The following is a 24,584-nucleotide window of genomic DNA, read 5'->3' on the forward strand; positions in this document are numbered from 1 at the left end:
CTGGGGAACGGGCCGCCAGCGGCCCGTGCCATCAGTAACCGAGGGCGAAATCTTCCTCGGCCATCTCCATCAGGTTGCTGGCGCCGGACAGCATGGCGGCGACGTGGGCGCGGGTACGCGGCAGGATGCGCTGGAAGTAGAAGCGCGCGGTCTGCAGCTTGGCCTTGTAGAAGGCTTCCTCGCCGGTGCCGGCGGCCAGCTTCTCGGCGGCCAGGCGCGCCATGTCGGCCCAGAAGTAGGCCAGGCAGGCGTAGCCGGAGTACATCAGGTAGTCCACCGAAGCGGCGCCGACTTCCTCGCGATCCTTCATGGCGGCCATGCCGACCTTCATGGTCAGGTCGCCCCACTCCTTGTTCAGCTGCGCCAGCGGAGCGACGAATTCCTTGACGGCTTCGTTGGCTTCGTTGGCCTGGCAGAACTTGTGCACGATCTTGGTGAAGCCCTTCAGCGCCTCGCCCTGGGTCATCAGCACCTTGCGACCCAGCAGGTCGAGGGCCTGAACGCCGGTGGTGCCTTCGTACAGCATCGAGATGCGGCTGTCGCGGACGTTCTGCTCCATGCCGTGTTCGGCGATGAAACCGTGGCCACCGAAGATCTGCACGCCGTGGTTGGCGGACTCGAAGCCGACTTCGGTCATGAACGCCTTGGCGATCGGCGTGAGGAAGGCCAGCATCGAGTCGGCGGCTTTCTTCTGCTCTTCGTCCTGGCTGCGCTGGACGATGTCGACCTGCTTGGCGGCGAAGTACAGCATCGCGCGGTTGCCTTCGGCGAAGGCCTTCATGGTCAGCAGCATGCGGCGCACGTCAGGATGCACGATGATCGGGTCGGCGGGCTTCTCGGGCGCCTTCGGACCGGTCAGCGAGCGCATCTGCAGACGCTCGCGAGCATAGGCGATGCCGCCCTGGAAACCGACTTCGGCATGGGCCAGGCCTTGCAGCGCGGTACCCAGGCGAGCGGTGTTCATGAAGGTGAACATGCAGTTCAGGCCCTTGTTCGGCGGGCCGATCAGGAAGCCGGTGGCGGCGTCGAAGTTCATCACGCAGGTGGCGTTGCCGTGGATGCCCATCTTGTGCTCGATGGAACCGCAGGAAACCGCGTTGCGCTCGCCGGCGTTGCCTTCGGCGTTGGGCAGGAACTTCGGCACGATGAACAGCGAGATGCCCTTGGTGCCCTGCGGGGCGTCGGGCAGGCGGGCCAGGACGATATGGACGATGTTGTCGGCCATGTCGTGCTCGCCGGCGGAGATGAAGATCTTGGTGCCGGTGACCTTGTAGCTACCGTCGGCCTGCGGCTCGGCCTTGGTGCGCAGCATGCCCAGGTCGGTGCCGCAGTGCGGCTCGGTCAGGCACATGGTGCCGGTCCACTCGCCGGAGACCAGCTTGGTCAGGTAGGTTGCCTGCTGCTCGGCGGTGCCGTGGGCATGCAGGGTGTTCATGGCGCCGTGGGACAGGCCCGGGTACATGCCCCAGGACCAGTTGGCCTGGCCGACCATCTCGCTGATGGCCAGGCCGAGGGATTCCGGCAGACCCTGGCCGCCGTGCTCGACGTCATGGGCCAGGCTCGGCCAGCCGCCTTCGACGAACTGCTGGTAGGCCTCCTTGAAGCCGGTCGGGGTCTTCACGCCGTCGGCGCTCCAGGTGCAGCCTTCCAGGTCGCCAACGCGGTTCAGCGGAGCGATCACCTGTTCGCAGAACTTCGCACCTTCCTCGAGGATGGCGTTGACCATGTCGGGAGTCGCGTCTTCGGCGCCCGGCAGGCTCTGGTAGTGCGCTTCGTAGCCCAGCAGCTCGTCGCGAACGAAACGGATATCACGCAAGGGGGCCTTGTAATCAGGCATAGCAGTCAACCTCTACGAAGGGTTCTGGTTAATCGGCGACCGGACGGATGTCCAGAGTCTGCGGTCGCAGTGCGGGATCGCTCCCGGTCGCCTTGCCGGACGCACTCATGCGTCCCGGCTCTCAAACAGGCGTTTGAAACATACGTTTACGCCAATCCCTTGTCAAGCATCCGAACCGACCGCTCGGTCATGCCCGAAATCACTGGCAGCCACGTCCTTCCAAAGCACTTTCGTCTCTCTCAGTAAAGCCCATGGCGAAGCGCCCGGCAGGCTTCAGGGGCCGCCGGGTGACAGTCGGAAAAGGAAGGGTCGGGGCGGCCGCTGCCGGCCGCCAGGAAGTCAGGCGTGGGTATCGATCAGGGTACCGAGGGTCTCGTCGGCTACCTCGATGACCCGGGCGCCGCTCTGCGCCTCGAGCTTGCCGCGGGTCAGTTCGACCATCTGCTCGGCCTGGGGCGAACGGGCCTCCACGGTATTGCGGGCGATCTCGCTGCCGGCCTGGGCGACGCGGGCGCTGCCCGACTGCACCGCGTTGAGGCCACTGACGAAAGCGTTGCCGGAAATTTCCACCCTCTACTCCTGGGGACGCGCACGCGCCACTGCGATAGCAAGTGGCTTCTATTCAAGCAGACTTGGCCGGCGCTGGGTACCGCCCGTTGGTTATGGACGGCCCGCTGTTTATAGCCCGATACCCAGGGGCCGCAGGTCGAGGTGTGCGGCCACAGCCGCGGGAGTGGCTTCCTCCAGGCGCGGTACCCGACCCAGGCAGGGCGCCGGCAGGCGTTCGGCGAGGGTCGCCAGGTTCTCTTCCAGGCGCGAGGTAGCCGGGTCGACGACGTTGGCCACCCAGCCGGCCAGCGCCAGGCCGTCGCCCAGGATCGCCTCGGCGCTGAGCAGCGCATGGTTGATACAGCCCAGGCGCACGCCGACCACCAGCACCACCGGCAGCGCCAGCAGGCGCGCCAGGTCGGACAGGTTCTCGCGGCCCAGCAACGGCACGCGCCATCCGCCGGCGCCCTCCACCAGGGTGAAATCGGCCTGTAGCGCCAGCACCTCGCGCACCGCCTCGTGCAAGCGTGCGGCGCTCAGTTCGACGCCAGCCTCGCGCGCCGCCAGGTGCGGGGCGATGGCCGGTGCGAAGGCCAGCGGGTTGACCTGCTCGTAGGCCAGCGCCAGCGAGCACTGGCCGAGCAACACCAACGCGTCGCCATTGCGCAGGCCTTGCGCCGTAGGCTCGCAGCCGGAGGCCACCGGCTTCGCCGCGGCGGTGCTCAGGCCGGCACTCCGGGCCGCGTGGAGCAGGCCGGCGGCGATGGTGGTCTTGCCGATCTCGGTGTCGGTACCGGTGACGAAGAACGCCGGCATGGTTCAGGAATCCTTGCGCAGCACGCCGAAGACGACGCGGTAGGTAGCGGGCAGCCCCTCGGGCTGGCGGAAACGCTCGTAGGCGGCGACCAGCGCGCGGATGCGCTGGCGCCCGGTCAGGCCGTCGGGCCGCCCGGGGTTGAGGTTGTGCGCGCCCAGCGCCTTGAGTTCGTGGGTCAGGCTGCGCAGGTCGGGGAAATGCAGGAGCCGGTCCTCGTGGCGCAGGGTCAGCGGCAGCAGGCCGCTGCCGGCCGCGTGTTGCAGGTAGTCGGCGAAGGCGCGGAAGCGATTGACGTGGACGAAGCCGTCCACCACCCGCCAACTGTCGCGCAACTCGCCCAGGGTACCGACGCACAGGCTGCTGAACGCCAGCACGCCGCCCGACCGCAGGACCCGCCGCGCCTCGGCCAGGACCGCCGGGAGGTCGGCGCACCACTGGATGGCCAGGCTGGAGAACAGCAGGTCGCAACTGCCGTCGCGCAACGGCAGCCTCTCGGCGTCGCCGCCGATGAAATGGCTGGCGCCGCCGCGCGCGCGGGCATGCCGCAGCATGCCTTCGGCGATATCCACGGCTAGGCCCTCGGCCGCACCGAAGCGTCGTTCCAGGGCCCGGCTGAAATAACCGGTGCCGCAGCCGAGATCGACCCAGCGGCGCGGCGAGAAGCCTTCCGGCAATGCCGACAGCAGGCTCTCACCGACGCCGCGCTGGAGTTCGGCCACCGCGTCGTAGCTGGCCGCCGCGCGGGAAAACGACGCGGCGACCTGGCGCTTGTCGGGCAGCGCGGCAACGCCATGGGGCGCCAGCAGCGGCGAGGAATCGTCAGGCATCGTCACCCTCGCGAAGGAATCTCAGGATTGCGCCGGCCACCTCGTCCGGGCATTCCAGCGGCAGGCCGTGACTGGCCGCCAGGGTCGAGACCTCGACGTCCGGCAGCCACTCGAGCAGGGCCTCGGCGGCGGCCAGCGGCACCAGCGCATCGGCTTCGGCGAACAGGTGCAATTGCGGCCCGCGGAAGTTTTCCAGGGCGGCCCGGGTATCCAGTTGGCCGAGCAACTGCAGGCCGGCGACCAGCGCCTCGCGCTCCAGCTGCGGCAGCGCCACCTGCAGTTGCCGCGCCAGGGTCCGAGGGTCGCGCGCACCCTGGCTGACCAGCAGGGTGAAACGCTTGCGGGTCAGGTGCGGTTCGAGCAGGAAAGCCTCGAAGAAGTCCTCGAAGGTTTCCGCCGGCATCGCGTTCGGCCAGTCCTCGCGCACGCGGAAGCACGGATTGCTGGCCAGGGTCAGCAGTCCCCGGCAATCGTCGCCGCGGCGCGCCGCCAGTTCGCCGGCGAGCATGCCTCCCAGCGACCAGCCGGCCAGCCAGCTATCGCGCGGCAGGTTATCGTCGAGTTCGTCGAGCCAGTCGGCGGCGTCGTCCAGCGACGGCAGCGGCTCGATCAACACGTTCAGGTGCGGCTCGCGCTCGTGCAGCGCGTCGCGCAGCGGTTCCAGCGGTGCGCTACCCAGGCCCCAGCCCGGCAACAGGATCAAGTGGTCACGCATCGTCTCCCTCCTCGGCTTCGATCTCTGCCAGAAGGCTAGACGACAGCTGTCGCCAGCTTTCGCCGAGGGCTTCGAGCAAGCGGTCGACCTGCGCTTCGCTGTGCGCGGCGGACAGCGTGACGCGCAGCCGCGCGCTGTTGGCCGGCACGGTTGGCGGGCGGATCGCGCCGACCATGATGCCACGGGCTCGAAGCATGCCGGCCAGGGCCACGGCCTGGCGGCTGCCGCCGACCAGGATCGGCTGGATCGGCGTGAAGCTGTCCATCAGGGTCAGGCCAAGCGCCTCGGCGCCATGGCGGAAACGGGCGATCAGCGCCGCCAGGTGTTGCCGCCGCCAGCTTTCGCGGCGCAGCAGCTCCAGGCTCTTCAGGGTGGCGCAGGCCACCGCTGGCGGCTGGCTGGTGGTGTAGATGTAGGGCCGGGCGTACTGGATCAGGGTCTCGATCAGTTCCTCGCTGCCGGCTACGAAGGCGCCGGCGGTACCGAAACCCTTGCCGAGTGTGCCGATCAGCACCGGCACCTGCTCCTGGCCGAGGCCGAAATGTTCGACGATCCCGCCGCCGCTGGCGCCCAGCGGGCCGAAGCCATGCGCGTCGTCGACCATCAGCCAGGCGCCGCGGGCCTGCGCGACGGCGGCCAGGGCCGGCAGGTCGGCGAGATTGCCGTCCATGCTGAAGACCCCGTCGGTGACCACCAGGGTATTGCCCTCGGCCTTGTCCAGGCGCGCGGCGAGGCTTGCCGGGTCGTTGTGCAGGTAGCGCGAGAAACGCGCGCCGGAGAGCAATCCGGCATCCAGCAGCGAAGCGTGGTTGAGGCGGTCTTCCAGCACCGTGTCGCCCTTGCCGACCAGCGCGGTCACCGCGCCGAGGTTGGCCATGTAGCCGGTGGAGAACAGCAGCGCACGCGGCCGCCCGGTGAATTCGGCGAGGGCCAGCTCCAGTTCGTGGTGCGGACCGCTGTGGCCGACCACCAGGTGCGAGGCGCCGCCGCCCACGCCCCAGCGCTCGGCGCCGGCGCGCAGCGCGGCGATCACCTCGGGATGGTTGGCCAGGCCGAGGTAGTCGTTGGAACAGAAGGCCAGCAGCGGCTGGCCGTCGACCACGACGTCCGGGCCCTGGGCCGACTCCAGCAGCGGCCGCTGGCGGTAGAGGTCTTTCGCGCGCCGGCTGGCGAGGCGGGAAGCGAGATCGAAGGACATGGCAGGTCGCTCGTGTTGCTGGACGGACGCAGGCGCGCCTGCCCACGCAGGGCCGATATCAGCGGCTGCGACGAAGGGACGGCGGCGCCCTCCCTTCCAGTATGGTCAGGCGGAAGCGGCGTTATAGAACAGCTGCGAATCGCGTTGTTCCACCAGCGCCTGCTCGATGGCGGCCTGGTGCACTTCGTCGGCGTGCTCTTCGCGCTCTTCCGGCTTGATGCCGAGACGGGCGAACAACTGCATGTCCTTCTCCGCCTGCGGGTTTTTCGTGGTCAGCAGCTTCTCGCCGTAGAAGATCGAGTTGGCCCCGGCCATGAAGGCCAGCGCCTGCATCTGCTCGTTCATCTGCTCGCGGCCGGCGGACAGGCGCACGTGGGACTTCGGCATCATGATCCGGGCCACCGCCAGGGTGCGGATGAAGTCGAACGGATCGACGTCCTTCTCCTCGGCCAGCGGCGTGCCCTTGACCTTCACCAGCATGTTGATCGGCACCGACTCCGGGTGCTCCGGCAGGTTGGCCAACTGGATCAGCAGGCCGGCGCGGTCGTCCACCGACTCGCCCATGCCGAGGATGCCGCCGGAGCAGATCTTCATCCCCGCCTCGCGCACGTAGGCCAGGGTCTGCAGGCGCTCGCTGTAGGTGCGGGTGGTGATGATGTTGCCGTAGAACTCCGGCGAAGTATCCAGGTTGTGGTTGTAGTAGTCGAGGCCGGCGTCCGCCAGCGCCTGGGTCTGTTCCTGGGTCAGGCGGCCGAGGGTCATGCAGGTCTCCAGGCCGAGCTTCTTCACGCCCTTGACCATCTCCAGGACGTAGGGCATGTCCTTGGCCGACGGGTGCTTCCAGGCAGCGCCCATGCAGAAGCGGGTCGAACCGATGGCCTTGGCCTCGGCCGCCGCCTCGAGGACCTTCTGCACCTCCATCAGCTTCTCCTTGTCCAGGCCGGTGTTGTAGTGGCCGGACTGCGGGCAGTACTTGCAGTCCTCGGGACAGGCGCCGGTCTTGATCGACAGCAGCGTCGAGACCTGCACGCGATTCGGGTCGAAGTGCGCGCGATGCACCGTCTGCGCCTGGAACAGCAGGTCGTTGAACGGCTGCTCGAACAGGGCACGGACTTCGGCGAGGGACCAGTCGTGACGGGTGGCGACGGAAGCGGTTGCACTCATGGGAAGATTCCTTCGACGCTTGTATGGCGCCTTTTGTCGGGGAGCCCCGGCACGCCGGGGGTCAGGCTCAAGGGCATCATAAGTGGCTGTATGACGCTGTCAACCCAACCCAGGACACAGGACTACATCTGATCAATATTTGATCATCCATGTAGAAGCCAGCAGTCATCGACTGCTCCAATCGGCCTCGTCCTCTATGTGGCATTCGGCTCCCTGGAAGAAACGGCGCAACTACCTCGGAAAACTACAAGTAATCCTTAGGATATTTCCTACAAGAAATAGGAAATATCTTATTTATATATTCCCTGGCAGGTTTCTAACATGGAGAAACATTGAGTCTCTTGCCACCCTAGCGGTGCGCAACCAAAACAAGTTATCCAGACTTGAACCATGAACGCAACCAACCACCCTAAATATAGCCATTCAAAGCGCAGCGGAAGTATAACGAAAAATATATTCGATCCTTCCGACCAACCACTTTCCAAAACACGATACGGGTTTCATTCGGGCACATTCAGGAATATGAATGGAAAGCGCCTCTTCCAGGTCCGAAGTTGGCTTCGGATGGTTCTTGCATCGATATTCGCCTGGCTGTGCATGTCCGCCCATGCCGATCTCTCGTTCGACGGCCAGAACCGTTTCGTGATGAAAGGCAAGCGCCTGCCGATCACGCTGGTCAACGAGGGCAAGGAGCCAGCCCTGGCGGAAATCTCCCTGGATTGGGGTACCGACGGCAAGGGGCAGGCGCTGCCCTTCGCCGTGTCCAGGCCGCTGCTCCGCCTGGGCGCCGGCCAGCGGGCCAAGGTAGAGGTGCTCTACCAGGGCCAGGGCCTGCCCACCGACCGCGAGACCTACCTGCTGTTGAGCGTGCTGGACGTGCCGCACGCGCCCAGTACTCCCGAGACCCTGCAGATCGCCCTACGCCATCGCTTCAAGCTGTTCTATCGGCCGCCCCTGGAAGCCACCGTCGAGCAGGCGAACGAGGGCGTGACGTGGACGCTCGGCACCAGCGGCAATCCGAAGGCACACAATCCTTCGCCCTACCACATCACCTTCAGCCAGTTGGAGTTCCTCGACGCATCGGAGCGGAGCTGCGGCGAAGCCATCGAACACCTGATGCTGGCGCCCTTCTCCAATCACCAGTTCGACATCGCCGCCTGCCATCCCGACAAAGTGCGTTACGCGATCGTCAGCGACGGAGGGAACCTCCACCCTTATCACGGCGCATTGAAATCAGGCGTAGAGACCAACGCCAAACACCCATGAGGCCCGGAATACACCATGAATGCAATTACCCGAACACTACTTGTGGGAATGCTGGTTGCGTTGGCGCAGAAAGGTTATGCGCTGACCTGCGAAAGAGCGGACAACAAGGCAACGATCGACTATGTCAACATCGACACGAGCATCGCCGTGCCTTCGGCTCTGCCCAAGGACACCGTGCTCTGGCGCTCTCCAACCTACGATTTCTCCGTCAGGTGTTACCAGGAGCGCGAAAACACCGGACCTGAGGACGTCTATTTCTATCTCAGTCCGGACGGCCAGGGCGCATTGGGCTCGGACCTGGAGGTGGGCATCAACCTGAACGGCGAGGACCTCCGTTGTTCCTCGCTCCCCGGCTGCCGGCAGAAGATAGGCATGCATTTCGATGGTTGCTGGACAGGAGGACGGGGGGGATGCGAAGGCATGGCTCAGACCAAGCAGGTCCGTTTCCAGATCTTCCTCTCCAAACTCGCCGCCCCCACTCCCGGCAAGGAAGGTCCCATCACGGGCGTAAACTCCTACGCACTGTTCCAGTTCGATGGAGTGGGAGGCATCAACAACCTGGGGGGCCGGAACCTACGTATGAATGCCCTTGGCATGAACAACCTCCGCTACGTCGCCTGCACCTCCACGCTAAGCATTTCTCCAAAGACCCTCAACTTCCAGATACTGCAATCGCAATTTGCCGCACAGAATCTGGTCATCAAAGAACTTCCCTTCAGCATCACCGCCAATAAGAGCTGCAACAGCGCCTATGGCCTGAACGCTATGTTCATTCCCGCCAGCAATACCACCCTGTCGAGCACGGATACGTTGCTGGCCAAGGACAATCCAACAGTGGGCATCAGGCTCCTCAATGAGGATCGCAGCGTCATCAGTATCGGTAAGGAGTTCGAGTTCATTCCCTACACCCCAACCCAGACGACGGTGACGAAGAACTTTCTCGCCCAACTGAGGTGGATGACGAGCAGACCCATTCTAGGCCCGTTCAACGCCACCGCCGCGATAGAGGTCTATTACAAGTGACCGCTAGGCCGCACCTGCAACAGGCGCGGCATGCTCTGCAAAAACAAGAATCGATTAACAACCTGCAGAAGAACCCCATGAATGCCTTCATCCGTTACATGCTTGTCGCAATGCTGCTCGTACTGTCGCAGAAAAGCTTCGCCTTGATGTGCTGGAAATCGGACAACAAGCAAACCGAAGATCATGTCTACATCGATACGAGCATCGCTGTTCCATCGGTCCTCCCCAAGGACACTGTACTCTGGCGGTCTCCGAACTACTCCATATCGATCACTTGCTTCCAGGATCGCGACTGGGGGCCAGAGCAGGTCTATTTCTACCTGAGTCCAACCGGTCAGGGCGCGCTGGGTTCGGACCTGGAGGTGGGCATCAACCTGAACGGCGAAGACCTGCGCTGCTCGACACTCGACAAGTGCCGAAAGGAGATCGGCATGCACTTCGATGGTTGCTGGACGGGACGAGGTTGCGAAGGCAGGGCGAAGAAGATGATCGTCAACTTCAACTTCTTTCTCTCCAAGCGGGCAGGTCCCAGTACCGGTAAGGAAGGTCCTATCACAGGGGTAAACGCCTACCCGATTTTCCAGTTCGATGGCGAGAGCGCTATCAATAACATAGGGGGGTACAACTTCCGCATGACCCTCCACGGCTTGAATAACCTTCGCTACGTCGCCTGCGCGTCCACAATCAGCCTTTCTCCGAAAACCGTCGACTTCCAAAGCCTGCAGGCCTATTTCGCCAGCCGGGACCAGATCCTCAAGGAACTTCCGTTCAGCGTCACCGCCAATAAGAACTGCAGCAGCGCCTATGGCCTGAACGCGATGTTCCTCCCCTCCGGCAGCACCTCCCTGTGGGGTTCGGACACTCTTTTGGATAACAACAACAAGTCCGTGGGAATCCGACTTCTCAAGCAGGAAGACCGCAGCATCATCGATATCGGCAAGGAGTTCGTACTGGTGCCCAATAGCCAGAACCAATTGGTGGTCATAAGAAACTTCCTCGCCCAGGTGAGGTGGATGACGGGCACTCCAACGCCAGGCCCCTTCAACGCCACCGCCGCGATAGAGGTCTACTACAAGTGACCGCCCGGGGCCGCTTCGCAGACCGAAGCGGCCCGGTATCGACTCAGCGCAGGAAGAAGTGCTGGAGTCGTTGCACTTGCCAGTTGTAACGGCGACGCGCCTCGAGACCTTCCTCCAGGCTGACGGCGACGAAACGCGCCTTCTGGTTCGGTTGCATCTGCGCCAGCCGGTTCAGGTCGGGGCTGATCACCGTGCCCAGCGTGGCATATCCCCCACCGGACACCGCATCACGATGCAGGACGATGGGTTCGAGCCCGCCCGGTACCTGGATCGAGCCGATGGGATAGCAAGCGTCGACGATGTTGGACGGGTCCGAGCCTGCGCCGAATGGCTGTTCGCGCGGCTCGAACCGGAGCGCCGTGCCGCCCTTGAAGCGGTAGCCGGTGCGGTCCGCCTCCGAACCGACGGTCCAGGTCTCGGCGAAGAAACGCTCGACCGCGTCGGGGGTCAGGCGATGGACGTAGAGCCCGGGAACCACCCGCAAGCTCACCTCGCCGCCGACCTCCACCTGCAGCGAACGCGGCAGCGCCAAGCCCTCCACGGCAGAGGGCGAGGCAGGCCCCAGGGGCAGCAGGTCGCCCTCCGCCAGCCGTCGTCCCTGCAAGCCACCGATCGCCCCCAGACCGTAGGTCGAACGGCTGCCCAGCACCTCGGGTACCGCGATGCCGCCGTCGATGGCGAGATAGCCACGGGCGCCGGCACGGATGAAGTCGAACCCCAGGACCTGCCCGGCGCGAACCCGGAAGGAAGTATCCAGCGGCATCTCCGCGCCCTCCAGGCGAGGCGTCATGCGCGCCCCGCACACGGCCACCAGGGCGTCGCGCTGGAACTCCAGCTGCGGACCCAGCAGCGCGCACTCCAGCACGGCGGCGGTCGGTGCGTTGCCCACCAGCAGGTTGGCCGCGCGCAGGGCATACTGGTCGAGCGCGCCGGACGGCGGGATGCCCAGGTGATAGTGGCCTTCGCGGCCGGCGTCCTGCACCGAGGTGGCGAGGCCGGGCTTGAGCACCTTAATCGACATACAGCACCTCCTGCAGACGTTGCGTGCAGCCTCGCGGATCGGCGAGGAACGCGTCGAGATCGAAACTCACCGGGCGGATGCGCAGGTCGAATGTGCCCGCTTCGACTTCGGCCGCCATGCGCTCGTACTCGGTCCGCTCGATGGGGCGGAACTGGACGATGTCGCCAGCGCGGAAGAACACCATCGATTCCTCGAGATAGGGCAGGCCCTGGCGGGGATCGAAGATCGGCGCCGGAGTCACGCCGAACATCTGATAGCCGCCGGCACCGCGCACCGAATAGATGCAGCCGAAGCAACCGCCGTGGCCGAGGGTCAGCTTCGGCGTGTCGATGCGCGGACGCAGGTACTTGGGCACCTGCAACTGCCGCTCGCGCTCGACCATCTGGTACATGAACGGCAGGCCGGCGACGAAACCGACCATCGAGACGAACCACGGCGTGCCGCTGTGCGCCTGGATGAACGCCTGCACGTCGGCGTAGCCGTTGATCCGCGCGGCGTACTCGAGGTCGGTGGAGTCCGGGTCCTGGTGACGGTCGCGGAAGCGCATCAGGGTCTCGTGGGTCCAGGGATCGTTGTACAACACCGGCACTTCGACGATACGCGTCTCGATGCTGCGCGCGGCGACCGCCTCGGCTTCCAGGCCGCGCACGGTCTCCAGCAGCGCCTGCGGGGCCAGCCGGTCGGGGTCGAAGCGAACCTGGAACGAGGCGTTGGCCAGGCATACGTCGAGCACCCCGGGCAATTGCAGTGTCTCGATGGCGCGGGTGATCGCCATGCCGCGGAAGAAGGCTTCCAGCGACATGGACTCGGCGACCTCGGCGAACAGGTGCTCGTCGCCGCCGAAGCTGTAGCGGATGTTGGCATGCATCTCAAACCTCCTGCGCGGCGGCGCTCCGCTCGGCGAGCCAGGTTTCCAGGGTAGCGGTATCGAACTGCGCGGCCTGTACCCGCGCATCGGCGAGCAGCCAGCGGTGCAGCGGCAGGGTAGTGGCCATGCCGGCCAGCACGGTGCGCTCCAGCGCCTGGCGCGCGCGGGCGAACGCTTCGTCGCGGTCGCGACCATGGACGATCAGCTTGGCCAGCAACGAATCGTAGTACGGCGGCACCCGGTAGCCGGGATACAGGTGGCTGTCCACTCGCACGCCCTCGCCCTGCGGCCATTCCAGGCGCTCCACGGTGCCGGGGCTGGGGAAGAAATTGCGCGCCGGGTCTTCGGCGTTGATCCGCATCTCCAGCGCCGCGCCGTTCAGGCGAATGTCCTCCTGGCGCCAGGGCAGCGCCTCGCCGGCGGCGATGCGCAGCATGGCCTGGACCAGGTCGATGCCGGTGACCATCTCGCTGACCGGATGCTCGACCTGGATACGGGTGTTCATCTCGATGAAGAAGAACTCGCCGCTGTGCGCGTCGAACAGGTATTCCAGGGTGCCCGCGCCACGATAGCCGAGACTCTGCGCCAGGCGCACCGCGCTCTCGCAGAGGGCCTGGCGCTGCGCGCCGTCCAGCGCCGCCGAAGGTGCCTCCTCGAAGACCTTCTGGCGCCGCCGCTGCAGCGAGCATTCGCGTTCGAACAGATGCACCGCGCGCTCGCCATCGCCGAGGATCTGCACTTCGATGTGCCGCGCCTGGCGGATGAAGCGCTCCAGGTACACCGCCGGCGAACCGAAGGCGGCCTGCGCCTCGCGCTGGGCGATGGGGAATTCCCGACGCAGTTCGTCGGCGTCGTGGGCGATACGGATGCCACGCCCGCCGCCGCCGGCGGAGGCCTTGACCAGCAGCGGATAGCCGACCTCTTCGGCGCAAGCCAGCGCCGCGTCGAGGTCGCCCAGCTCGCCGGGCGAGCCCGGCACCACCGGCACCCCGGCGGCCATCGCGGTACGCCGCGCCTCGGCCTTGTCGCCCATGCGGCGGATGGTCTGCGCCTCCGGACCGACGAAGACCAGGCCGGCCGCCTGCACCGCTTCGGCGAAGGCGGGGTTCTCGGAGAGGAAACCGTAGCCGGGATGGATCGAGTCGGCACCGGTTTCCCGCGCCGCCATGAGAATCGCCTCGATATCCAGGTAGCTCCGGTCGGCCCGCGCAGGGCCGATCAGGCGTACCTCATCGGCCAGCCGCGCGGCCAGCGAATCGCGATCCGCCTCGCTGCACACCGCTACCGTGGGAATGCCCAGTGCCTGCGCGGCGCGGATGATGCGCACGGCGATCTCGCCGCGATTGGCCACCAGCAGCTTGTTCAGTCGCTTGTGCATGGCATCCTCCTCAGGTAGCGCTGGCGATCACCGCCAGCACCTGGCCCGGCTCGATGGCCTCGCCATCTTCCACGTGGAACGCCTGGAGTATGCCGGCCTGCCCGGCCTGCACTTCGGAAAACTGCTTCATCACCTCGATCAGCCCGATCACGCTGCCGGCCTCGACCGCCTGCCCGACCTCCGCGTAGGGCGGCGCGTCGGGGCTGGCCTTGCGATAGAAGGTGCCGGGCAAGGGGGACTGCACGTTATGTTCGGCCATGACGAATCCTCATTATTCGAACGTTGTAGGAAATGGCAGAAAAGCTTGTCGCGAGGCTCGCCGAGGCGAGCGGCGCTCAACGCGGCGCCTTGATGCGGATGCCGGCGCCCTCCAGGCGCGCACGGGTGCTGGCGACCAGCTCCAGGGCACCGGGGGTATCGCTGTGGATGCACACCGAGTCGAAGGCGATGTCGAGGTCCTCGCCCTCGACGGTGCGCACCTTGCCCTCGCGGCAGGCGCGCAGGACCTTGTCGGCGACCTGCTGCGGATCGAGGGCGGCGACCCGCCGGGTGAAGACGATGGAGCCGCTGCGGTCGTAGTCGCGGTCGGCGTAGAACTCGCGCACCAGCGGCTGGCCCAGTTCCCGGCCGATGCGCCAGGTGGCCGAACCGGGCATGCAATAGAGCAGCAGTTCCGGTTCCAGGCGTTGCAGGGTCTCGACGAACAGGCGCGCGGCGACCTCGTCCCGCGCCAGGTGCATGTAGAGCGCGCCGTGGGGCTTGACGTGTTGCAGCGACAGGCCCTGCAGCCGGGCGAATTCGCGCAGTGCGCCAAGCTGGTAGAGCATGTCGTTGACCAGCTCGATGGCCGGCGCGGCGATGTGCCGACGCCCGAAGCCGACCAGGTCGCGGAAGCCCGGATGGGCGCCGATGGCCACGCCATGCTCGGCGGCCATCTCCACGGTGCGGCGCATGCTGCTCGGGTCGCCGGCATGGAAACCGGTGGCGATGTTGGCGCTGCTGATCAGCGGCATGATCGCCGCGTCCACGCCATCGCCGATGGTCCATGGGCCGAAGCCTTCGCCCATGTCGGAATTGAGGTCGACTTCAGTCATTGCCCGCAGGCCTCATCTGTCTTGTTGTTGGATGGAGCCACGGTAAAAGCCGGGAAAGGTATTGGGTAGATTTATTATTCGATAGACTGGTTTCTGAAAAACAGATATCTCCTCCGGATGCTCCCCATGGCCCTGACCCTCCGCCAGGTTCGCTACTTCATCGCCACCGCCGAGTTCGGCCAGATATCCCAGGCCGCCATCCACCTGAACATCTCGCAGTCGGCGGTGACCAGCGCGATCCAGGAACTGGAGGGCATGCTCGGCGTCGCCCTGTTCACCCGCACGGCCCAGGGCATGAACCTGACCGACAGCGGCCGGCACTTCCTCAACCACGCCTATTCGATCCAGCGCAGCGTCGACGACGCGCTCAACAGCCCGCAACCGGACACCCGGGTCGAAGGCACCCTGAAGGTCGCCGCCAGCTATACCGTGATGGGCTATTTCCTCCCCCACCACCTGCAACGCCTGGCGCAGTGGTACCCGGAACTGGAGCTGCAACTGTTCGAGGACGAGCGCGCCAGCATCGAGCGCGGCCTCCTCGACGGTCGCTACGACATCGCCGTGCTGCTCACCGGCAATCTCACCGAGCCCGGGATCGCCGCCGAAACCCTGTTCAACTCCGAGCGCCGGTTGTGGCTGCCCAGCCGCCATCCGCTGGGCGAGAAGGCCGACCTGGGCCTTGCCGACGTGGCCGGCGAGCCCTACATCATGCTCACCGTCGACGAGGCCGGGCAGAGCGCGCTGCGCTACTGGCAACAGAGCGGCCACCGGCCGCAGGTGATCCTCCATACCAGTTCGGTGGAAGCGGTGCGCAGCATGGTCGCCAACGGCTCCGGCGTGGCCATCCTCTCCGACCTGGTGTACCGGCCCTGGTCGCTGGAAGGCAAACGCATCGAGACGCTATCGCTGGTCGACCCGGTGCCGTCGATGAGCGTCGGCCTGGCCTGGCGCCGCGACACCGAAGCGAGCGCCGGGATGCGCGCGTTCCGCGAATACTTCCGCCAGTCGTTCCTCGCTCCGCAGCAAAGCAGCAGCCGGCGCTGAACCCGGCGGCTAATCTCTGATCCAACGCTGGGAACACTCAGGACAGGACACTCATGGGTACAGAAGGCTTTTTCGACGGACTGGGCGAGATGCTGGGCAGGGCGATCCGCTTCGTGGTGGACCTGCTCTCCGGCCTGCTGGGCGGCATCTGGGGCGCCATGGACGACTTCCTCCACGGCCTGGCCAGGGCCATCGGCATGGACGCATCGCTGTTCAGCTTCGTCTTCCTGGTGCTCGGCCTGTTGCTGCTCTACAGCGGTATACGCGCCTTCATGCGCCGCTCGATAGTCGGCGGGGTGATCTGGACGGTGCTCGGCCTGATCGTCATGAGCTGGCTCATCCACTGATCCTCGAGTCGGCCGTTTCCGCAAGGAGCGAAGGAAGGTTTCGGTTATCCACAGGCGAGTTCCGAACCCGCTGGCAACGGCTGGTCGGCGGCGCGCGCCTGCGGTTGCATGGTGCGACATCCGCCAGGAAGTCCCGCCATGTCGTTCCCGCTTCGTCCTCTCACGCGCTGGCTTTTGCCGCCGCCGGCCTGCCTGCTCTGCGCCGCCCGCAGCGACCAGCCGCCCCGCCCGCTGTGCCGCGCCTGTGCCGCCGACCTGCCCTGGTCGCGCCAGCAGTGCCGGCGCTGCGCCCTGCCCCTGCCGCTGGACGGCCAGGTGTGCGGCGAGTGCCTGCGCCGCCCGCCGGCCTATGAACAGGCGATCGCGCCCTGGCGCTACGCCTTTCCGCTCGACAGCCTGATCAACCGCTTCAAGCACCAGGCGGCCTGGCCGCTGGGGCGGCTGCTCGGCGAGTTGCTGGCGGAACACCTGCGGCAACGCTACGCCGAAGGCCTGCCGCGCCCGGCACGCCTGCTGCCGGTCCCGCTGGCGCCTCGGCGCGAACGTCGTCGCGGCTTCAACCAGGCGCAACAGCTCGCCGAGCGACTGGCTGGCGAGCTGGACCTGCGCTGCGATCCGCACCGCCTGCGGCGAGTGCTGGATACTCCGGCCCAGCAGGGGCTGGACGCGACGGTGCGGCGGCGCAACCTGCGCCACGCCTTCGCCCTGGCGCCCGCCAGCGATGTTCGCGGGCTGCACCTGGCACTGGTGGACGACGTGCTCACCACCGGGGCCACCGCCGAGCGCCTTTCCCGCCTGTTGCGCCGGGCGGGCGCCGCGCGGGTCGACGTCTACTGCCTGGCGCGCACGCCGAAGCCCGGCTGAGCTGGGCTAAACTGCCGCGCAACCGATACGGGAGAGGATCCATGCGCGCATTGCTGGTCGCGGCCTGCCTGTTGCTCGGCGGTTGCAGCCATTTCGCCGAAGACGACTGGCTGGGCGAAGACAAGGCCCTGCATTTCGCCAGTTCCGCGGCCCTTGCCGCGGCGGGCATGCAGATGGCCCACGACCGCGGCCTGCGCGGCGCTCGCCAGGCACGCTTCGGCCTGAGCTTCTCGCTCGCCTTCGGCGTCGGCAAGGAGTTCTACGACAGCCGTTCCGCCGGCAGCGGCTGGAGCTGGAAGGACCTCGCCTGGGACCTGGCCGGCGCCGCCGCCGGCTACAGTCTCTACCAGGCTGCCGAGTGACGCCCTTGCGTTTTGCCCATGGCTGTTGGAGCCTTCGCCGTATACGTCCGCTCATAGCGAAGCCTCCATGTCCGCACTCTCCACTCTCGCCCAGCACGTCACCCGTCGCCCGCAACGCATCTCCCTGCTCGCGCAGATCGCCGAACTGGGCTCCATCACCCGTGCGGCGAAGGCCGTGGGCATCAGCTACAAGGGCGCCTGGGACGCCATCGACGAACTGAACAACCTGGCCGAGCGTCCGCTGGTCGAGCGTAGCGTCGGCGGCAAGGGCGGCGGCGGCGCCCGGCTGACCGCCGAGGGCGAGCGCCTGCTGGCTCTCTACCGGCGCCTGGAAGCCTTGCAAGCGCAGGTGTTGCAGGCCGCGGAAGACGCCGAGGACCTCAACCTGATCGGCCGCCTGATGCTCCGCACCAGCGCACGCAACCAATTGCACGGGCGGGTCCTGTCGATCCATGGCGAAGGCTTCCACGACCGCATCGCCATCGAGCTGCCAGGCCAGCAACGCATCGAGGCGCTGATCACCCGCGCCAGCACCGAGCAACTCGAACTCGGTCGCGGCCGCCCGGTACTGGCGCTGATCAAGGCCGGCTGGCTGGACGTCGGGCTGGAACCGCGCGAGGACCAGCCGAACCAGTTGCACGGCACCCTGGAGGAAATCCTCGCGGCCAAGGCCGGTCCCAGCGAGGTGCGCATCGCCCTGGGCAGCGGTCTTACCCTCTGCGCGCTGCTGTCCGGCGAACGCCTGGCCAGCCTGGGGCTGAAGAAGGGCCAGAAGGTGATCGCCTCCTTCGATCCAGCCCAGGTCCTGCTCGGCACGCCGCTGTGAACCTGCCGGCCCGCGCCGGCTTGCGTACACTAGGGGTCTTTCGAGCCTTGGATGCCCCGTCATGTCCCATCCCTTCGACCAACTGACCCCCGACCTCGTCCTGGATGCCGTGGAAAGCCTCGGCTATCTCAGCGACGCACGGGTGCTGGCGCTCAACAGCTACGAAAACCGCGTGTACCAGGTCGGCATCGAGGACGGCGAGCCGCTGATCGCCAAGTTCTACCGACCGGACCGCTGGAGCGACGCGGCGATCCGCGAGGAGCACGCCTTCTCCGCCGAGCTGGCGGAATGCGAGGTGCCGGTGGTGGCGCCGCTGTCGCGCGACGGCGAAAGCCTGTTCGCATTCTCCGGCTTCCGCTTCGCCCTGTTCCCGCGGCGCGGCGGGCGCGCGCCCGAGCCGGGCAATCTCGACCAGCTCTACCGCCTCGGCCAGTTGCTCGGCCGCCTGCACGCGGTCGGCGCCACGCGGCCGTTCGAGCACCGCGAGGCGCTCGCTGTGGATAACTTCGGCCACGCCTCGCTGGCCACCCTGCTGGAAGGCAATTTCATCCCCAGGAGCCTGCTGCCGGCCTACGAGTCGGTCGCCCGCGACCTGCTGAAACGCCTCGACGCCCTGTTCGCCGAGGTGCCCTACCAGCCGATCCGCCTGCACGGCGACTGCCATCCGGGCAACCTGCTGTGCCGCGACGAGGTCTACCACATGGTCGATCTCGACGACTGCCGCATGGGCCCGGCTCTCCAGGACCTGTGGATGATGCTCGCCGGCGAGCGCCACGAACGCCTGGCGCAGATTGCCGAACTGGTCGACGGCTACAACGAGTTCCACGACTTCGACCCGCGCCAGCTACCGCTGCTCGAAGGCCTGCGCAGCCTCCGCCTGATGCACTACAGCGCCTGGCTCGCGCGGCGCTGGGACGACCCGGCGTTCCCGCCGAGCTTCCCCTGGTTCGGCAGCGAACGTTACTGGGGCGAGCAGGTGCTGGTGCTGCGCGAACAACTGGCGGCGCTGGACGAGGAACCGCTGCGACTGTTCTGAGCCTCCTGCGGACGGGGCGAATGGCGCGCGGCGCTATCCGTCCCGCCGCGGGGCAGGCGAGGGAACGGCAAGTGTGCCGGTGCTTTTCCGCGGGAACTGTGCGCAGACAAGCTCGCCACCCCCCTACTAGAATTCACAGGTCATCCGCGCGTGCATACCGTGCACGGCCATTCTTACCTGCCTGACGTTTCAAGGATTCTCCATGGCGACCGCCAACCTCCGTCGGGGCTATGTCCTCGGCCTGACGGCTTATGTGATCTGGGGACTGTTCCCGCTCTACTTCAAACTGCTCGAACGCATTCCCGCGGTGGAAATCATCGTCCAGCGCGCGGTCTGGTCGGCCCTGTTCGGCGCCGTCCTGCTGCTGTTCTGGAAGCACCCGGGCTGGTGGCGCGAGCTGCGCCAGAATCCGCAGCGCTTCGTCGTGCTGGCCGCCAGCGGACTGCTGATCGCCAGCAACTGGATGACCTATGTCTGGGCGGTGAACAACGGCCACATGCTGGAAGCCAGCCTGGGCTACTACATCAATCCGCTGATCAACGTGATGCTCGGCATGTTGCTGCTCAAGGAACGCCTGCGTCCCCTGCAATGGCTGGCGGTGGCCCTGGCTTCGCTGGGCGTGGCGCAGCAGGTCTGGCAACTCGGCAGCCTGCCCTGGGTGTCGCTGGTGCTGGCCCTGACCTTCGGCTTCTACGGCCTGATCCGCAAAAAGGCGCCGGTCGCCGCGCTGCCCGGACTGGTGGTGGAAACCTGGCTGCTGCTGCCGCTGGCGCTGGTCTGGTTGCTGTTTTTCGCCGACGGGCCGACCAGCGAAACGGCTTTCTGGAGCACCCCGGAAGCCCTGTGGGTGGTCGCCGCGGGCCCGGTGACGCTGGTTCCGCTGGTCTGCTTCAACGCTGCGGCAAGGCACCTGCCCTACGCCACCCTGGGCTTCCTGCAATACCTGGCGCCGACGCTGGTCCTGCTACAGGCGATCCTGCTGTTCGGCGAGCATCTGGACTCCAGCCGCCTGACCGCCTTCGCTTTCATCTGGCTCGCCCTGGCCGTCTACAGCTTCGACGCCTGGCGCAGCCTGCGCCGCCTTCCCCAGCCGGGCTGACGTTATCCCCAGGCTTGCGGAACTCCGCAAGCCTGGCGAAAAAACACGCACTCCTTCCTATCCCCCGCCAATACTGACGCTCAGCGATCCACCCCAGGCTTTTCCACAGGATCATGCACGCACTTTGTGCATATACCTGCCTTCTCCTCTCCGCAGGCACGTGGATAACTCTTCGGAAGAGGCCCTGCAAAGCGCCTGATCAGTCTTTGAGCATACCGCTGCATGCAAGGCTTACCAAGGGTTACAACGATATACACAAGGCTTATCCACAAATCTGCCCAAGGCTTTTGTGAGCAACTGTGGATGAACCGGAAAAGCCATCGATCAAAAAACGTACGGATACCTGTAATACCGATGAATAAAGGCCTGCATGGATTTTTCCCCGGCTTACCCACAGACTGCTCCACGTTATTTGTGCACAGGGGCAACGATAGCGGCGAAGGTTAATCCACAAGCAAAAGCGCAAGAGAGGCTGCTCAGAAAACGATCAAACCCTTGTATCGCCCATGGATAAAGGCCTGCAAGGTTATCCACACAGAATACCCACAGGCTGGTCCACCTGGTTTGGGAATAACCGCAACGCAGCTGGTCAAAAAACGCGCTACGACCTCCAAGCCTCGCGGCGCCTGGGCTTCAGGGTTTCACCCAAGGCTTTTCCACAGGCCCGTCCCCGGCTTTCCTGAACAACTTCAGGACGCGTCCAGCACCAACTCCACCATCAGGTCGTCGGCCAGGTCTTCCAGTCGCTCGCGCAGGGTGTCCAGCGACAGGGTCAGCGGCACCGCCAGCAGCGCATCGGCATGGAACAGCGGTTCGCTGCTCATCGGCGCCGGGCGCACTTCGGTGGACAGGCTCTCCAGGTTCACCCCGTGCTCGGCCAGTAGCCGGGTGATGTCGCGCACGATACCGGGGCGGTCGTTGCCCACCAGGTCGAGGTGGATAGGCTTCCAGTTGCATACCGGCTCGATCCCGCTTTCCGCCAGGAGCACGCGGATACCGTGGCTGGACAGGCCCTGTAGCCCTTCCACCAGTTCGTCGTAGCCTTCCGCCGGCACGGCCACCCGCAGTATCCCGGCGAACTGCCCGGCCATCCGCGACATGCGGCTTTCCAGCCAGTTGCCGCCGTGGGAGGCGATGCATTGGGCGATGCGCTCGACCAGGCCGGGATGGTCGGTGGCGATCACGGTCAGGACCAGGTGATCCATGAGCTTGCCTCCTGCTGGGACGAATGGGAGTTCAGAGCTGCAGCCAGTAAGTGTAGAACTGTTCGTCACGGACATAGCCGAGGCGCTCGTAGAGCGACTGCCCGGCGTGGTTGGTCTTCGCCGTCTCCAGTTGCAGGCCGCAGGCGCCCATGCTTTCGGCGAAACCCCGGGCCTGGTTCATCAGGGCCTCGCCGACACCCCGGCGACGCGCCTCCGGGCGGACGTAGAGATCGCTGAGCAGCCACGAAGGTCGTAGCGCCAGGGAGGCGAACAGCGGATAGAGTTGGACGAAGCCCAGCGCCCGCGCCTCGGCATCCCTGGCCAGGAACAGGGTCGAATCGCCCTGGCGCAGGCGCTCGGCGAGGAATGCGCGGACCTGCTCTTCCGGCGCCGGCACTTCGTAGAAGTCGAGGTAGGCGGAAAACAGCGGAACCAGGTCGGCGAGATCGGCGAGGGATGCGGCATGGACGGGCATGGCGAGGCTCCTGGGGCGATTCCGGGAGTATAGGCAAGGCGCTCGCAGCGCAGTGAAACATCCTGCGACGCCGCGCCGCAGTTGGGCTCGCGATAAATCGTGTACTGTTTTTAGATTTATCTGGAACAAAGTACAGTTTTTTTGCGAACATTGAGCCTGGCCAACGTGACCGTGAAGCGTCATCCAGTCGTAACGCGACGCGTAACCACTGATTTTTCCCGCGGCATCATGTAGTATGCCGCGGCTCGGACTACAAGGCCGTGCGGCCCGGGTCCAGAGCTGGTCTAGAGCAGAGTGAGGCAAACAATGACTGAACGCGTTCAAGTCGGTGGCCTGCAGGTCGCCAAAGTCCTGTTCGACTTCGTGAACAACGAAGCCATCCCCGGAACCGGCGTCTCTGCCGACACGTTCTGGACCGGTGCGGAGGCCGTGATCAACGACCTGGCGCCGAAGAATAAAGCCCTGCTCGCCAAGCGCGACGAACTCCAGGCCAAGATCGACGGCTGGCACCAGGCTCGCGCCGGCCAGGCCCACGACGCCGCTGCCTACAAGGCCTTCCTCGAGGAAATCGGCTACCTGCTGCCCGAGGCGGAAGACTTCCAGGCCGGCACCCAGAACGTCGACGACGAGATCGCCCGCATGGCCGGCCCGCAGCTGGTGGTGCCGGTGATGAATGCGCGCTTCGCCCTGAACGCCTCCAACGCCCGCTGGGGCTCGCTGTACGACGCACTCTACGGCACCGACGTGATCAGCGAAGAAGGCGGCGCCGAGAAAGGCAAGGGCTACAACAAGGTTCGCGGCGACAAGGTCATCGCCTTCGCTCGCGCCTTCCTCGACGAGGCCGCGCCGCTGGAGTCCGGCTCCCATGTCGACGCCACTTCCTACAGCGTGAAGAACGGCGCGCTGGTCGTCGCGCTGAAGAACGGTAGCGAAACCGGCCTGAAGAACGCTGGCCAGTTCCTTGCCTTCCAGGGCGACGCCGCCAAGCCGCAAGCGGTACTGCTCAAGCACAACGGCCTGCACTTCGAAATCCAGATCGACCCGAGCAGCCCGGTCGGCCAGACCGATGCCGCAGGCGTGAAGGACGTGCTGATGGAAGCCGCCCTCACCACCATCATGGACTGCGAGGACTCGGTCGCCGCGGTCGACGCCGACGACAAGGTAGTGATCTACCGCAACTGGCTGGGCCTGATGAAAGGCGACCTGGCCGAGGAAGTCAGCAAGGGCGGCAGCACCTTCACCCGCACCATGAACCCGGACCGCGTCTACACCAGGGCCGACGGTTCCGAACTGACCCTGCACGGCCGCTCGCTGCTGTTCGTGCGCAACGTCGGCCACCTGATGACCAACGATGCAATCCTCGACAAGGACGGCAACGAAGTGCCGGAAGGCATCCAGGACGGTCTGTTCACCAGCCTGATCGCCATTCATGACCTGAACGGCAACACCAGCCGCAAGAACAGCCGCACCGGCAGCGTGTATATCGTCAAGCCGAAGATGCACGGTCCGGAAGAAGCCGCCTTCACCAACGAGCTGTTCGGCCGCGTCGAGGACGTCCTCGGCCTGCCGCGCAACACCCTGAAGGTCGGCATCATGGACGAGGAGCGCCGCACCACCGTGAACCTGAAGGCCTGCATCAAGGCGGCCAAGGATCGCGTGGTGTTCATCAACACCGGCTTCCTCGACCGCACCGGCGACGAGATCCACACCTCCATGGAAGCCGGCGCCGTGGTGCGCAAGGGCGCCATGAAGTCGGAGAAGTGGATCGGCGCCTACGAGAACAACAACGTCGACGTCGGCCTGGCCACCGGCCTGCAAGGCAAGGCGCAGATCGGCAAGGGCATGTGGGCCATGCCCGACCTGATGGCCGCCATGCTCGAGCAGAAGATCGGCCATCCGCTGGCCGGCGCCAACACCGCCTGGGTCCCGTCGCCGACCGCCGCGACCCTGCACGCCCTGCATTACCACAAGGTCGACGTGTTCGCCCGCCAGGCCGAGCTGGCCAAGCGCACCCCGGCCTCGGTGGACGACATCCTGACCATTCCGCTGGCGCCGAACACCAACTGGACCGCGGAAGAGATCAAGAACGAGGTGGACAACAACGCCCAGGGCATCCTCGGCTATGTCGTCCGCTGGATCGACCAGGGCGTCGGCTGCTCCAAGGTGCCGGACATCAACGACGTCGGTCTGATGGAAGACCGCGCCACCCTGCGCATCTCCAGCCAACTGCTGGCCAACTGGCTGCGTCACGGCGTGATCAGCCAGGAGCAGGTGGTCGAGAGCCTCAAGCGCATGGCCGTGGTGGTCGACCGGCAGAACGCCAGCGACCCGTCCTACCGGCCGATGGCGCCGAACTTCGACGACAACGTCGCGTTCCAGGCCGCCCTGGAGCTGGTGGTGGAAGGCACCCGGCAGCCGAACGGCTATACCGAGCCGGTCCTGCATCGCCGCCGCCGTGAGTTCAAGGCGAAGAACGGGCTGTAGGCCGTT

Annotated in this window: 25 protein-coding genes; 11 read left to right on the forward strand and 14 right to left on the reverse strand. The window is 65.9% G+C overall.

The genetic code is table 11. From position 1 onward, the window contains the following. Window positions 1-31 precede the first annotated feature (31 nt). From ACTJJX_RS03005 to bioB, 7 genes are all read right to left on the reverse strand, one after another. Entirely contained in the window at window positions 32-1,837 is a 1,806-nt protein-coding gene (locus ACTJJX_RS03005; protein WP_003103341.1) for a phenylacyl-CoA dehydrogenase, read from the reverse strand. Between the two features lie 339 nt (window positions 1,838-2,176). Next, entirely contained in the window at window positions 2,177-2,407 is a 231-nt protein-coding gene (locus tag ACTJJX_RS03010) for a hypothetical protein (protein ID WP_003103338.1), read from the reverse strand. 108 nt (window positions 2,408-2,515) lie between these two features. After that, window positions 2,516-3,202, reverse strand: a complete 687-nt coding sequence (gene bioD / locus ACTJJX_RS03015) for a dethiobiotin synthase (RefSeq protein ID WP_003103336.1) — start codon at window positions 3,200-3,202, stop codon at window positions 2,516-2,518. Between the two features lie 3 nt (window positions 3,203-3,205). Continuing rightward, window positions 3,206-4,030 carry a malonyl-ACP O-methyltransferase BioC gene (gene bioC, locus ACTJJX_RS03020; RefSeq protein WP_003103333.1) on the reverse strand — a complete coding sequence of 275 codons (825 nt, stop codon included), beginning with the start codon at window positions 4,028-4,030 and terminating at the stop codon, window positions 3,206-3,208. Beyond that, entirely contained in the window at window positions 4,023-4,745 is a 723-nt protein-coding gene (locus tag ACTJJX_RS03025) for an alpha/beta fold hydrolase (protein WP_003103332.1), read from the reverse strand. The genes bioC and ACTJJX_RS03025 overlap by 8 nt, the downstream gene beginning before the upstream one ends. Next, window positions 4,738-5,943: an 8-amino-7-oxononanoate synthase gene (gene bioF / locus ACTJJX_RS03030; protein WP_016852393.1), complete on the reverse strand. Its 1,206-nt coding sequence runs from the start codon at window positions 5,941-5,943 to the stop codon at window positions 4,738-4,740. Before bioF ends, ACTJJX_RS03025 begins: the two co-directional genes overlap by 8 nt. Before the next feature lie 105 nt (window positions 5,944-6,048). Beyond that, window positions 6,049-7,107, reverse strand: coding sequence for a biotin synthase BioB (gene bioB, locus ACTJJX_RS03035; protein WP_009315099.1), 1,059 nt, complete (start codon window positions 7,105-7,107; stop codon window positions 6,049-6,051). Window positions 7,108-7,671: 564 nt separating this feature from the next. On the opposite strand from bioB, the gene ACTJJX_RS03040 reads away from it, so the two are divergent. From ACTJJX_RS03040 to ACTJJX_RS03050, 3 genes are all read left to right on the forward strand, one after another. Further along, entirely contained in the window at window positions 7,672-8,373 is a 702-nt protein-coding gene (locus ACTJJX_RS03040; protein WP_003118852.1) for a fimbrial biogenesis chaperone, read from the forward strand. A 15-nt stretch (window positions 8,374-8,388) separates the two neighbouring features. Beyond that, window positions 8,389-9,396: a fimbrial protein gene (locus ACTJJX_RS03045; protein ID WP_023082632.1), complete on the forward strand. Its 1,008-nt coding sequence runs from the start codon at window positions 8,389-8,391 to the stop codon at window positions 9,394-9,396. A gap of 77 nt (window positions 9,397-9,473) precedes the next feature. Next, window positions 9,474-10,475: a fimbrial protein gene (locus tag ACTJJX_RS03050; protein WP_016852391.1), complete on the forward strand. Its 1,002-nt coding sequence runs from the start codon at window positions 9,474-9,476 to the stop codon at window positions 10,473-10,475. Between the two features lie 43 nt (window positions 10,476-10,518). On the opposite strand, the gene ACTJJX_RS03055 is transcribed toward ACTJJX_RS03050, so the two are convergent. The 5 genes from ACTJJX_RS03055 to ACTJJX_RS03075 all read right to left on the reverse strand — a co-directional run bounded on the left by ACTJJX_RS03055 (window position 10,519) and on the right by ACTJJX_RS03075 (window position 14,836). Then, window positions 10,519-11,496: a biotin-dependent carboxyltransferase family protein gene (locus ACTJJX_RS03055; RefSeq protein WP_003084819.1), complete on the reverse strand. Its 978-nt coding sequence runs from the start codon at window positions 11,494-11,496 to the stop codon at window positions 10,519-10,521. Next, complete coding sequence (locus ACTJJX_RS03060; protein WP_016852390.1) at window positions 11,486-12,364, reverse strand: 5-oxoprolinase subunit B family protein; 879 nt, start codon at window positions 12,362-12,364, stop codon at window positions 11,486-11,488. The genes ACTJJX_RS03055 and ACTJJX_RS03060 overlap by 11 nt, the downstream gene beginning before the upstream one ends. A 1-nt stretch (window position 12,365) precedes the next feature. Continuing rightward, window positions 12,366-13,742, reverse strand: coding sequence for an acetyl-CoA carboxylase biotin carboxylase subunit (locus ACTJJX_RS03065; protein WP_016852389.1), 1,377 nt, complete (start codon window positions 13,740-13,742; stop codon window positions 12,366-12,368). A 10-nt stretch (window positions 13,743-13,752) separates the two neighbouring features. Continuing rightward, on the reverse strand, window positions 13,753-14,001 hold the full coding sequence (locus ACTJJX_RS03070) for an acetyl-CoA carboxylase (RefSeq protein WP_003084813.1): 249 nt from the start codon (window positions 13,999-14,001) through the stop codon (window positions 13,753-13,755). Window positions 14,002-14,077: 76 nt separating this feature from the next. Beyond that, the gene (locus tag ACTJJX_RS03075) at window positions 14,078-14,836 is read right to left on the reverse strand and encodes a 5-oxoprolinase subunit PxpA (protein WP_003103315.1); all 759 of its coding nucleotides are present in this window, start codon (window positions 14,834-14,836) and stop codon (window positions 14,078-14,080) included. A 117-nt stretch (window positions 14,837-14,953) separates the two neighbouring features. Here ACTJJX_RS03075 and ACTJJX_RS03080 point away from each other — a divergent pair, with 117 nt between their 5' ends. The 7 genes from ACTJJX_RS03080 (at window position 14,954) to rarD (ending at window position 20,414) form a co-directional block, all read left to right on the forward strand. Further along, on the forward strand, window positions 14,954-15,880 hold the full coding sequence (locus tag ACTJJX_RS03080; RefSeq protein ID WP_003118849.1) for a LysR family transcriptional regulator: 927 nt from the start codon (window positions 14,954-14,956) through the stop codon (window positions 15,878-15,880). A 53-nt stretch (window positions 15,881-15,933) separates the two neighbouring features. Then, complete coding sequence (locus ACTJJX_RS03085; protein WP_003084806.1) at window positions 15,934-16,227, forward strand: hypothetical protein; 294 nt, start codon at window positions 15,934-15,936, stop codon at window positions 16,225-16,227. A 138-nt stretch (window positions 16,228-16,365) separates the two neighbouring features. Beyond that, window positions 16,366-17,091 (forward strand): ComF family protein, encoded by a 726-nt coding sequence (locus ACTJJX_RS03090; RefSeq protein WP_016852388.1) that lies wholly within the window; start codon window positions 16,366-16,368, stop codon window positions 17,089-17,091. 41 nt (window positions 17,092-17,132) lie between these two features. Continuing rightward, window positions 17,133-17,453: a YfiM family lipoprotein gene (locus ACTJJX_RS03095; RefSeq protein WP_016263902.1), complete on the forward strand. Its 321-nt coding sequence runs from the start codon at window positions 17,133-17,135 to the stop codon at window positions 17,451-17,453. Between the two features lie 67 nt (window positions 17,454-17,520). Next, window positions 17,521-18,279 carry a TOBE domain-containing protein gene (locus ACTJJX_RS03100; RefSeq protein ID WP_016852387.1) on the forward strand — a complete coding sequence of 253 codons (759 nt, stop codon included), beginning with the start codon at window positions 17,521-17,523 and terminating at the stop codon, window positions 18,277-18,279. Between the two features lie 61 nt (window positions 18,280-18,340). Beyond that, window positions 18,341-19,315 carry a serine/threonine protein kinase gene (locus tag ACTJJX_RS03105; RefSeq protein ID WP_003084794.1) on the forward strand — a complete coding sequence of 325 codons (975 nt, stop codon included), beginning with the start codon at window positions 18,341-18,343 and terminating at the stop codon, window positions 19,313-19,315. A 202-nt stretch (window positions 19,316-19,517) separates the two neighbouring features. After that, window positions 19,518-20,414: an EamA family transporter RarD gene (gene rarD, locus ACTJJX_RS03110; RefSeq protein WP_003103301.1), complete on the forward strand. Its 897-nt coding sequence runs from the start codon at window positions 19,518-19,520 to the stop codon at window positions 20,412-20,414. A gap of 689 nt (window positions 20,415-21,103) precedes the next feature. Here rarD and ACTJJX_RS03115 read toward each other — a convergent pair. Beyond that, window positions 21,104-21,619, reverse strand: coding sequence for a glycine cleavage system protein R (locus ACTJJX_RS03115; protein ID WP_003084789.1), 516 nt, complete (start codon window positions 21,617-21,619; stop codon window positions 21,104-21,106). A gap of 31 nt (window positions 21,620-21,650) precedes the next feature. Then, complete coding sequence (locus ACTJJX_RS03120) at window positions 21,651-22,094, reverse strand: GNAT family N-acetyltransferase (RefSeq protein ID WP_003105215.1); 444 nt, start codon at window positions 22,092-22,094, stop codon at window positions 21,651-21,653. Window positions 22,095-22,400: 306 nt separating this feature from the next. Here ACTJJX_RS03120 and ACTJJX_RS03125 point away from each other — a divergent pair, with 306 nt between their 5' ends. Further along, a complete protein-coding gene (locus ACTJJX_RS03125; protein ID WP_003105217.1) occupies window positions 22,401-24,578 on the forward strand; it encodes a malate synthase G in 2,178 nt (725 codons plus the stop codon). Window positions 24,579-24,584 lie beyond the last annotated feature (6 nt).

This window comes from Pseudomonas sp. 22490, from assembly GCF_052044465.1.
Classification (GTDB): domain Bacteria; phylum Pseudomonadota; class Gammaproteobacteria; order Pseudomonadales; family Pseudomonadaceae; genus Pseudomonas; species Pseudomonas aeruginosa.

What these genes read in the sequence shown, in the direction of transcription:
- ACTJJX_RS03025 (WP_003103332.1), bottom strand. Translation starts at nt 4,745, where the DNA reads ATGCGTGACCACTTGATCCTGTTGCCGGGCTGGGGCCTGGGTAGCGCA.
- ACTJJX_RS03105 (WP_003084794.1), top strand. Translation starts at nt 18,341, where the DNA reads ATGTCCCATCCCTTCGACCAACTGACCCCCGACCTCGTCCTGGATGCC.
- rarD (WP_003103301.1), top strand. Translation starts at nt 19,518, where the DNA reads ATGGCGACCGCCAACCTCCGTCGGGGCTATGTCCTCGGCCTGACGGCT.
- ACTJJX_RS03100 (WP_016852387.1), top strand. Translation starts at nt 17,521, where the DNA reads ATGTCCGCACTCTCCACTCTCGCCCAGCACGTCACCCGTCGCCCGCAA.
- bioF (WP_016852393.1), bottom strand. Translation starts at nt 5,943, where the DNA reads ATGTCCTTCGATCTCGCTTCCCGCCTCGCCAGCCGGCGCGCGAAAGAC.
- bioB (WP_009315099.1), bottom strand. Translation starts at nt 7,107, where the DNA reads ATGAGTGCAACCGCTTCCGTCGCCACCCGTCACGACTGGTCCCTCGCC.
- ACTJJX_RS03060 (WP_016852390.1), bottom strand. Translation starts at nt 12,364, where the DNA reads ATGCATGCCAACATCCGCTACAGCTTCGGCGGCGACGAGCACCTGTTC.
- ACTJJX_RS03070 (WP_003084813.1), bottom strand. Translation starts at nt 14,001, where the DNA reads ATGGCCGAACATAACGTGCAGTCCCCCTTGCCCGGCACCTTCTATCGC.
- ACTJJX_RS03045 (WP_023082632.1), top strand. Translation starts at nt 8,389, where the DNA reads ATGAATGCAATTACCCGAACACTACTTGTGGGAATGCTGGTTGCGTTG.
- bioD (WP_003103336.1), bottom strand. Translation starts at nt 3,202, where the DNA reads ATGCCGGCGTTCTTCGTCACCGGTACCGACACCGAGATCGGCAAGACC.
- ACTJJX_RS03065 (WP_016852389.1), bottom strand. Translation starts at nt 13,742, where the DNA reads ATGCACAAGCGACTGAACAAGCTGCTGGTGGCCAATCGCGGCGAGATC.
- ACTJJX_RS03075 (WP_003103315.1), bottom strand. Translation starts at nt 14,836, where the DNA reads ATGACTGAAGTCGACCTCAATTCCGACATGGGCGAAGGCTTCGGCCCA.
- ACTJJX_RS03005 (WP_003103341.1), bottom strand. Translation starts at nt 1,837, where the DNA reads ATGCCTGATTACAAGGCCCCCTTGCGTGATATCCGTTTCGTTCGCGAC.
- ACTJJX_RS03090 (WP_016852388.1), top strand. Translation starts at nt 16,366, where the DNA reads ATGTCGTTCCCGCTTCGTCCTCTCACGCGCTGGCTTTTGCCGCCGCCG.
- ACTJJX_RS03085 (WP_003084806.1), top strand. Translation starts at nt 15,934, where the DNA reads ATGGGTACAGAAGGCTTTTTCGACGGACTGGGCGAGATGCTGGGCAGG.
- ACTJJX_RS03120 (WP_003105215.1), bottom strand. Translation starts at nt 22,094, where the DNA reads ATGCCCGTCCATGCCGCATCCCTCGCCGATCTCGCCGACCTGGTTCCG.
- bioC (WP_003103333.1), bottom strand. Translation starts at nt 4,030, where the DNA reads ATGCCTGACGATTCCTCGCCGCTGCTGGCGCCCCATGGCGTTGCCGCG.
- ACTJJX_RS03115 (WP_003084789.1), bottom strand. Translation starts at nt 21,619, where the DNA reads ATGGATCACCTGGTCCTGACCGTGATCGCCACCGACCATCCCGGCCTG.
- ACTJJX_RS03040 (WP_003118852.1), top strand. Translation starts at nt 7,672, where the DNA reads ATGGTTCTTGCATCGATATTCGCCTGGCTGTGCATGTCCGCCCATGCC.
- ACTJJX_RS03095 (WP_016263902.1), top strand. Translation starts at nt 17,133, where the DNA reads ATGCGCGCATTGCTGGTCGCGGCCTGCCTGTTGCTCGGCGGTTGCAGC.
- ACTJJX_RS03050 (WP_016852391.1), top strand. Translation starts at nt 9,474, where the DNA reads ATGAATGCCTTCATCCGTTACATGCTTGTCGCAATGCTGCTCGTACTG.
- ACTJJX_RS03055 (WP_003084819.1), bottom strand. Translation starts at nt 11,496, where the DNA reads ATGTCGATTAAGGTGCTCAAGCCCGGCCTCGCCACCTCGGTGCAGGAC.
- ACTJJX_RS03080 (WP_003118849.1), top strand. Translation starts at nt 14,954, where the DNA reads ATGCTCCCCATGGCCCTGACCCTCCGCCAGGTTCGCTACTTCATCGCC.
- ACTJJX_RS03125 (WP_003105217.1), top strand. Translation starts at nt 22,401, where the DNA reads ATGACTGAACGCGTTCAAGTCGGTGGCCTGCAGGTCGCCAAAGTCCTG.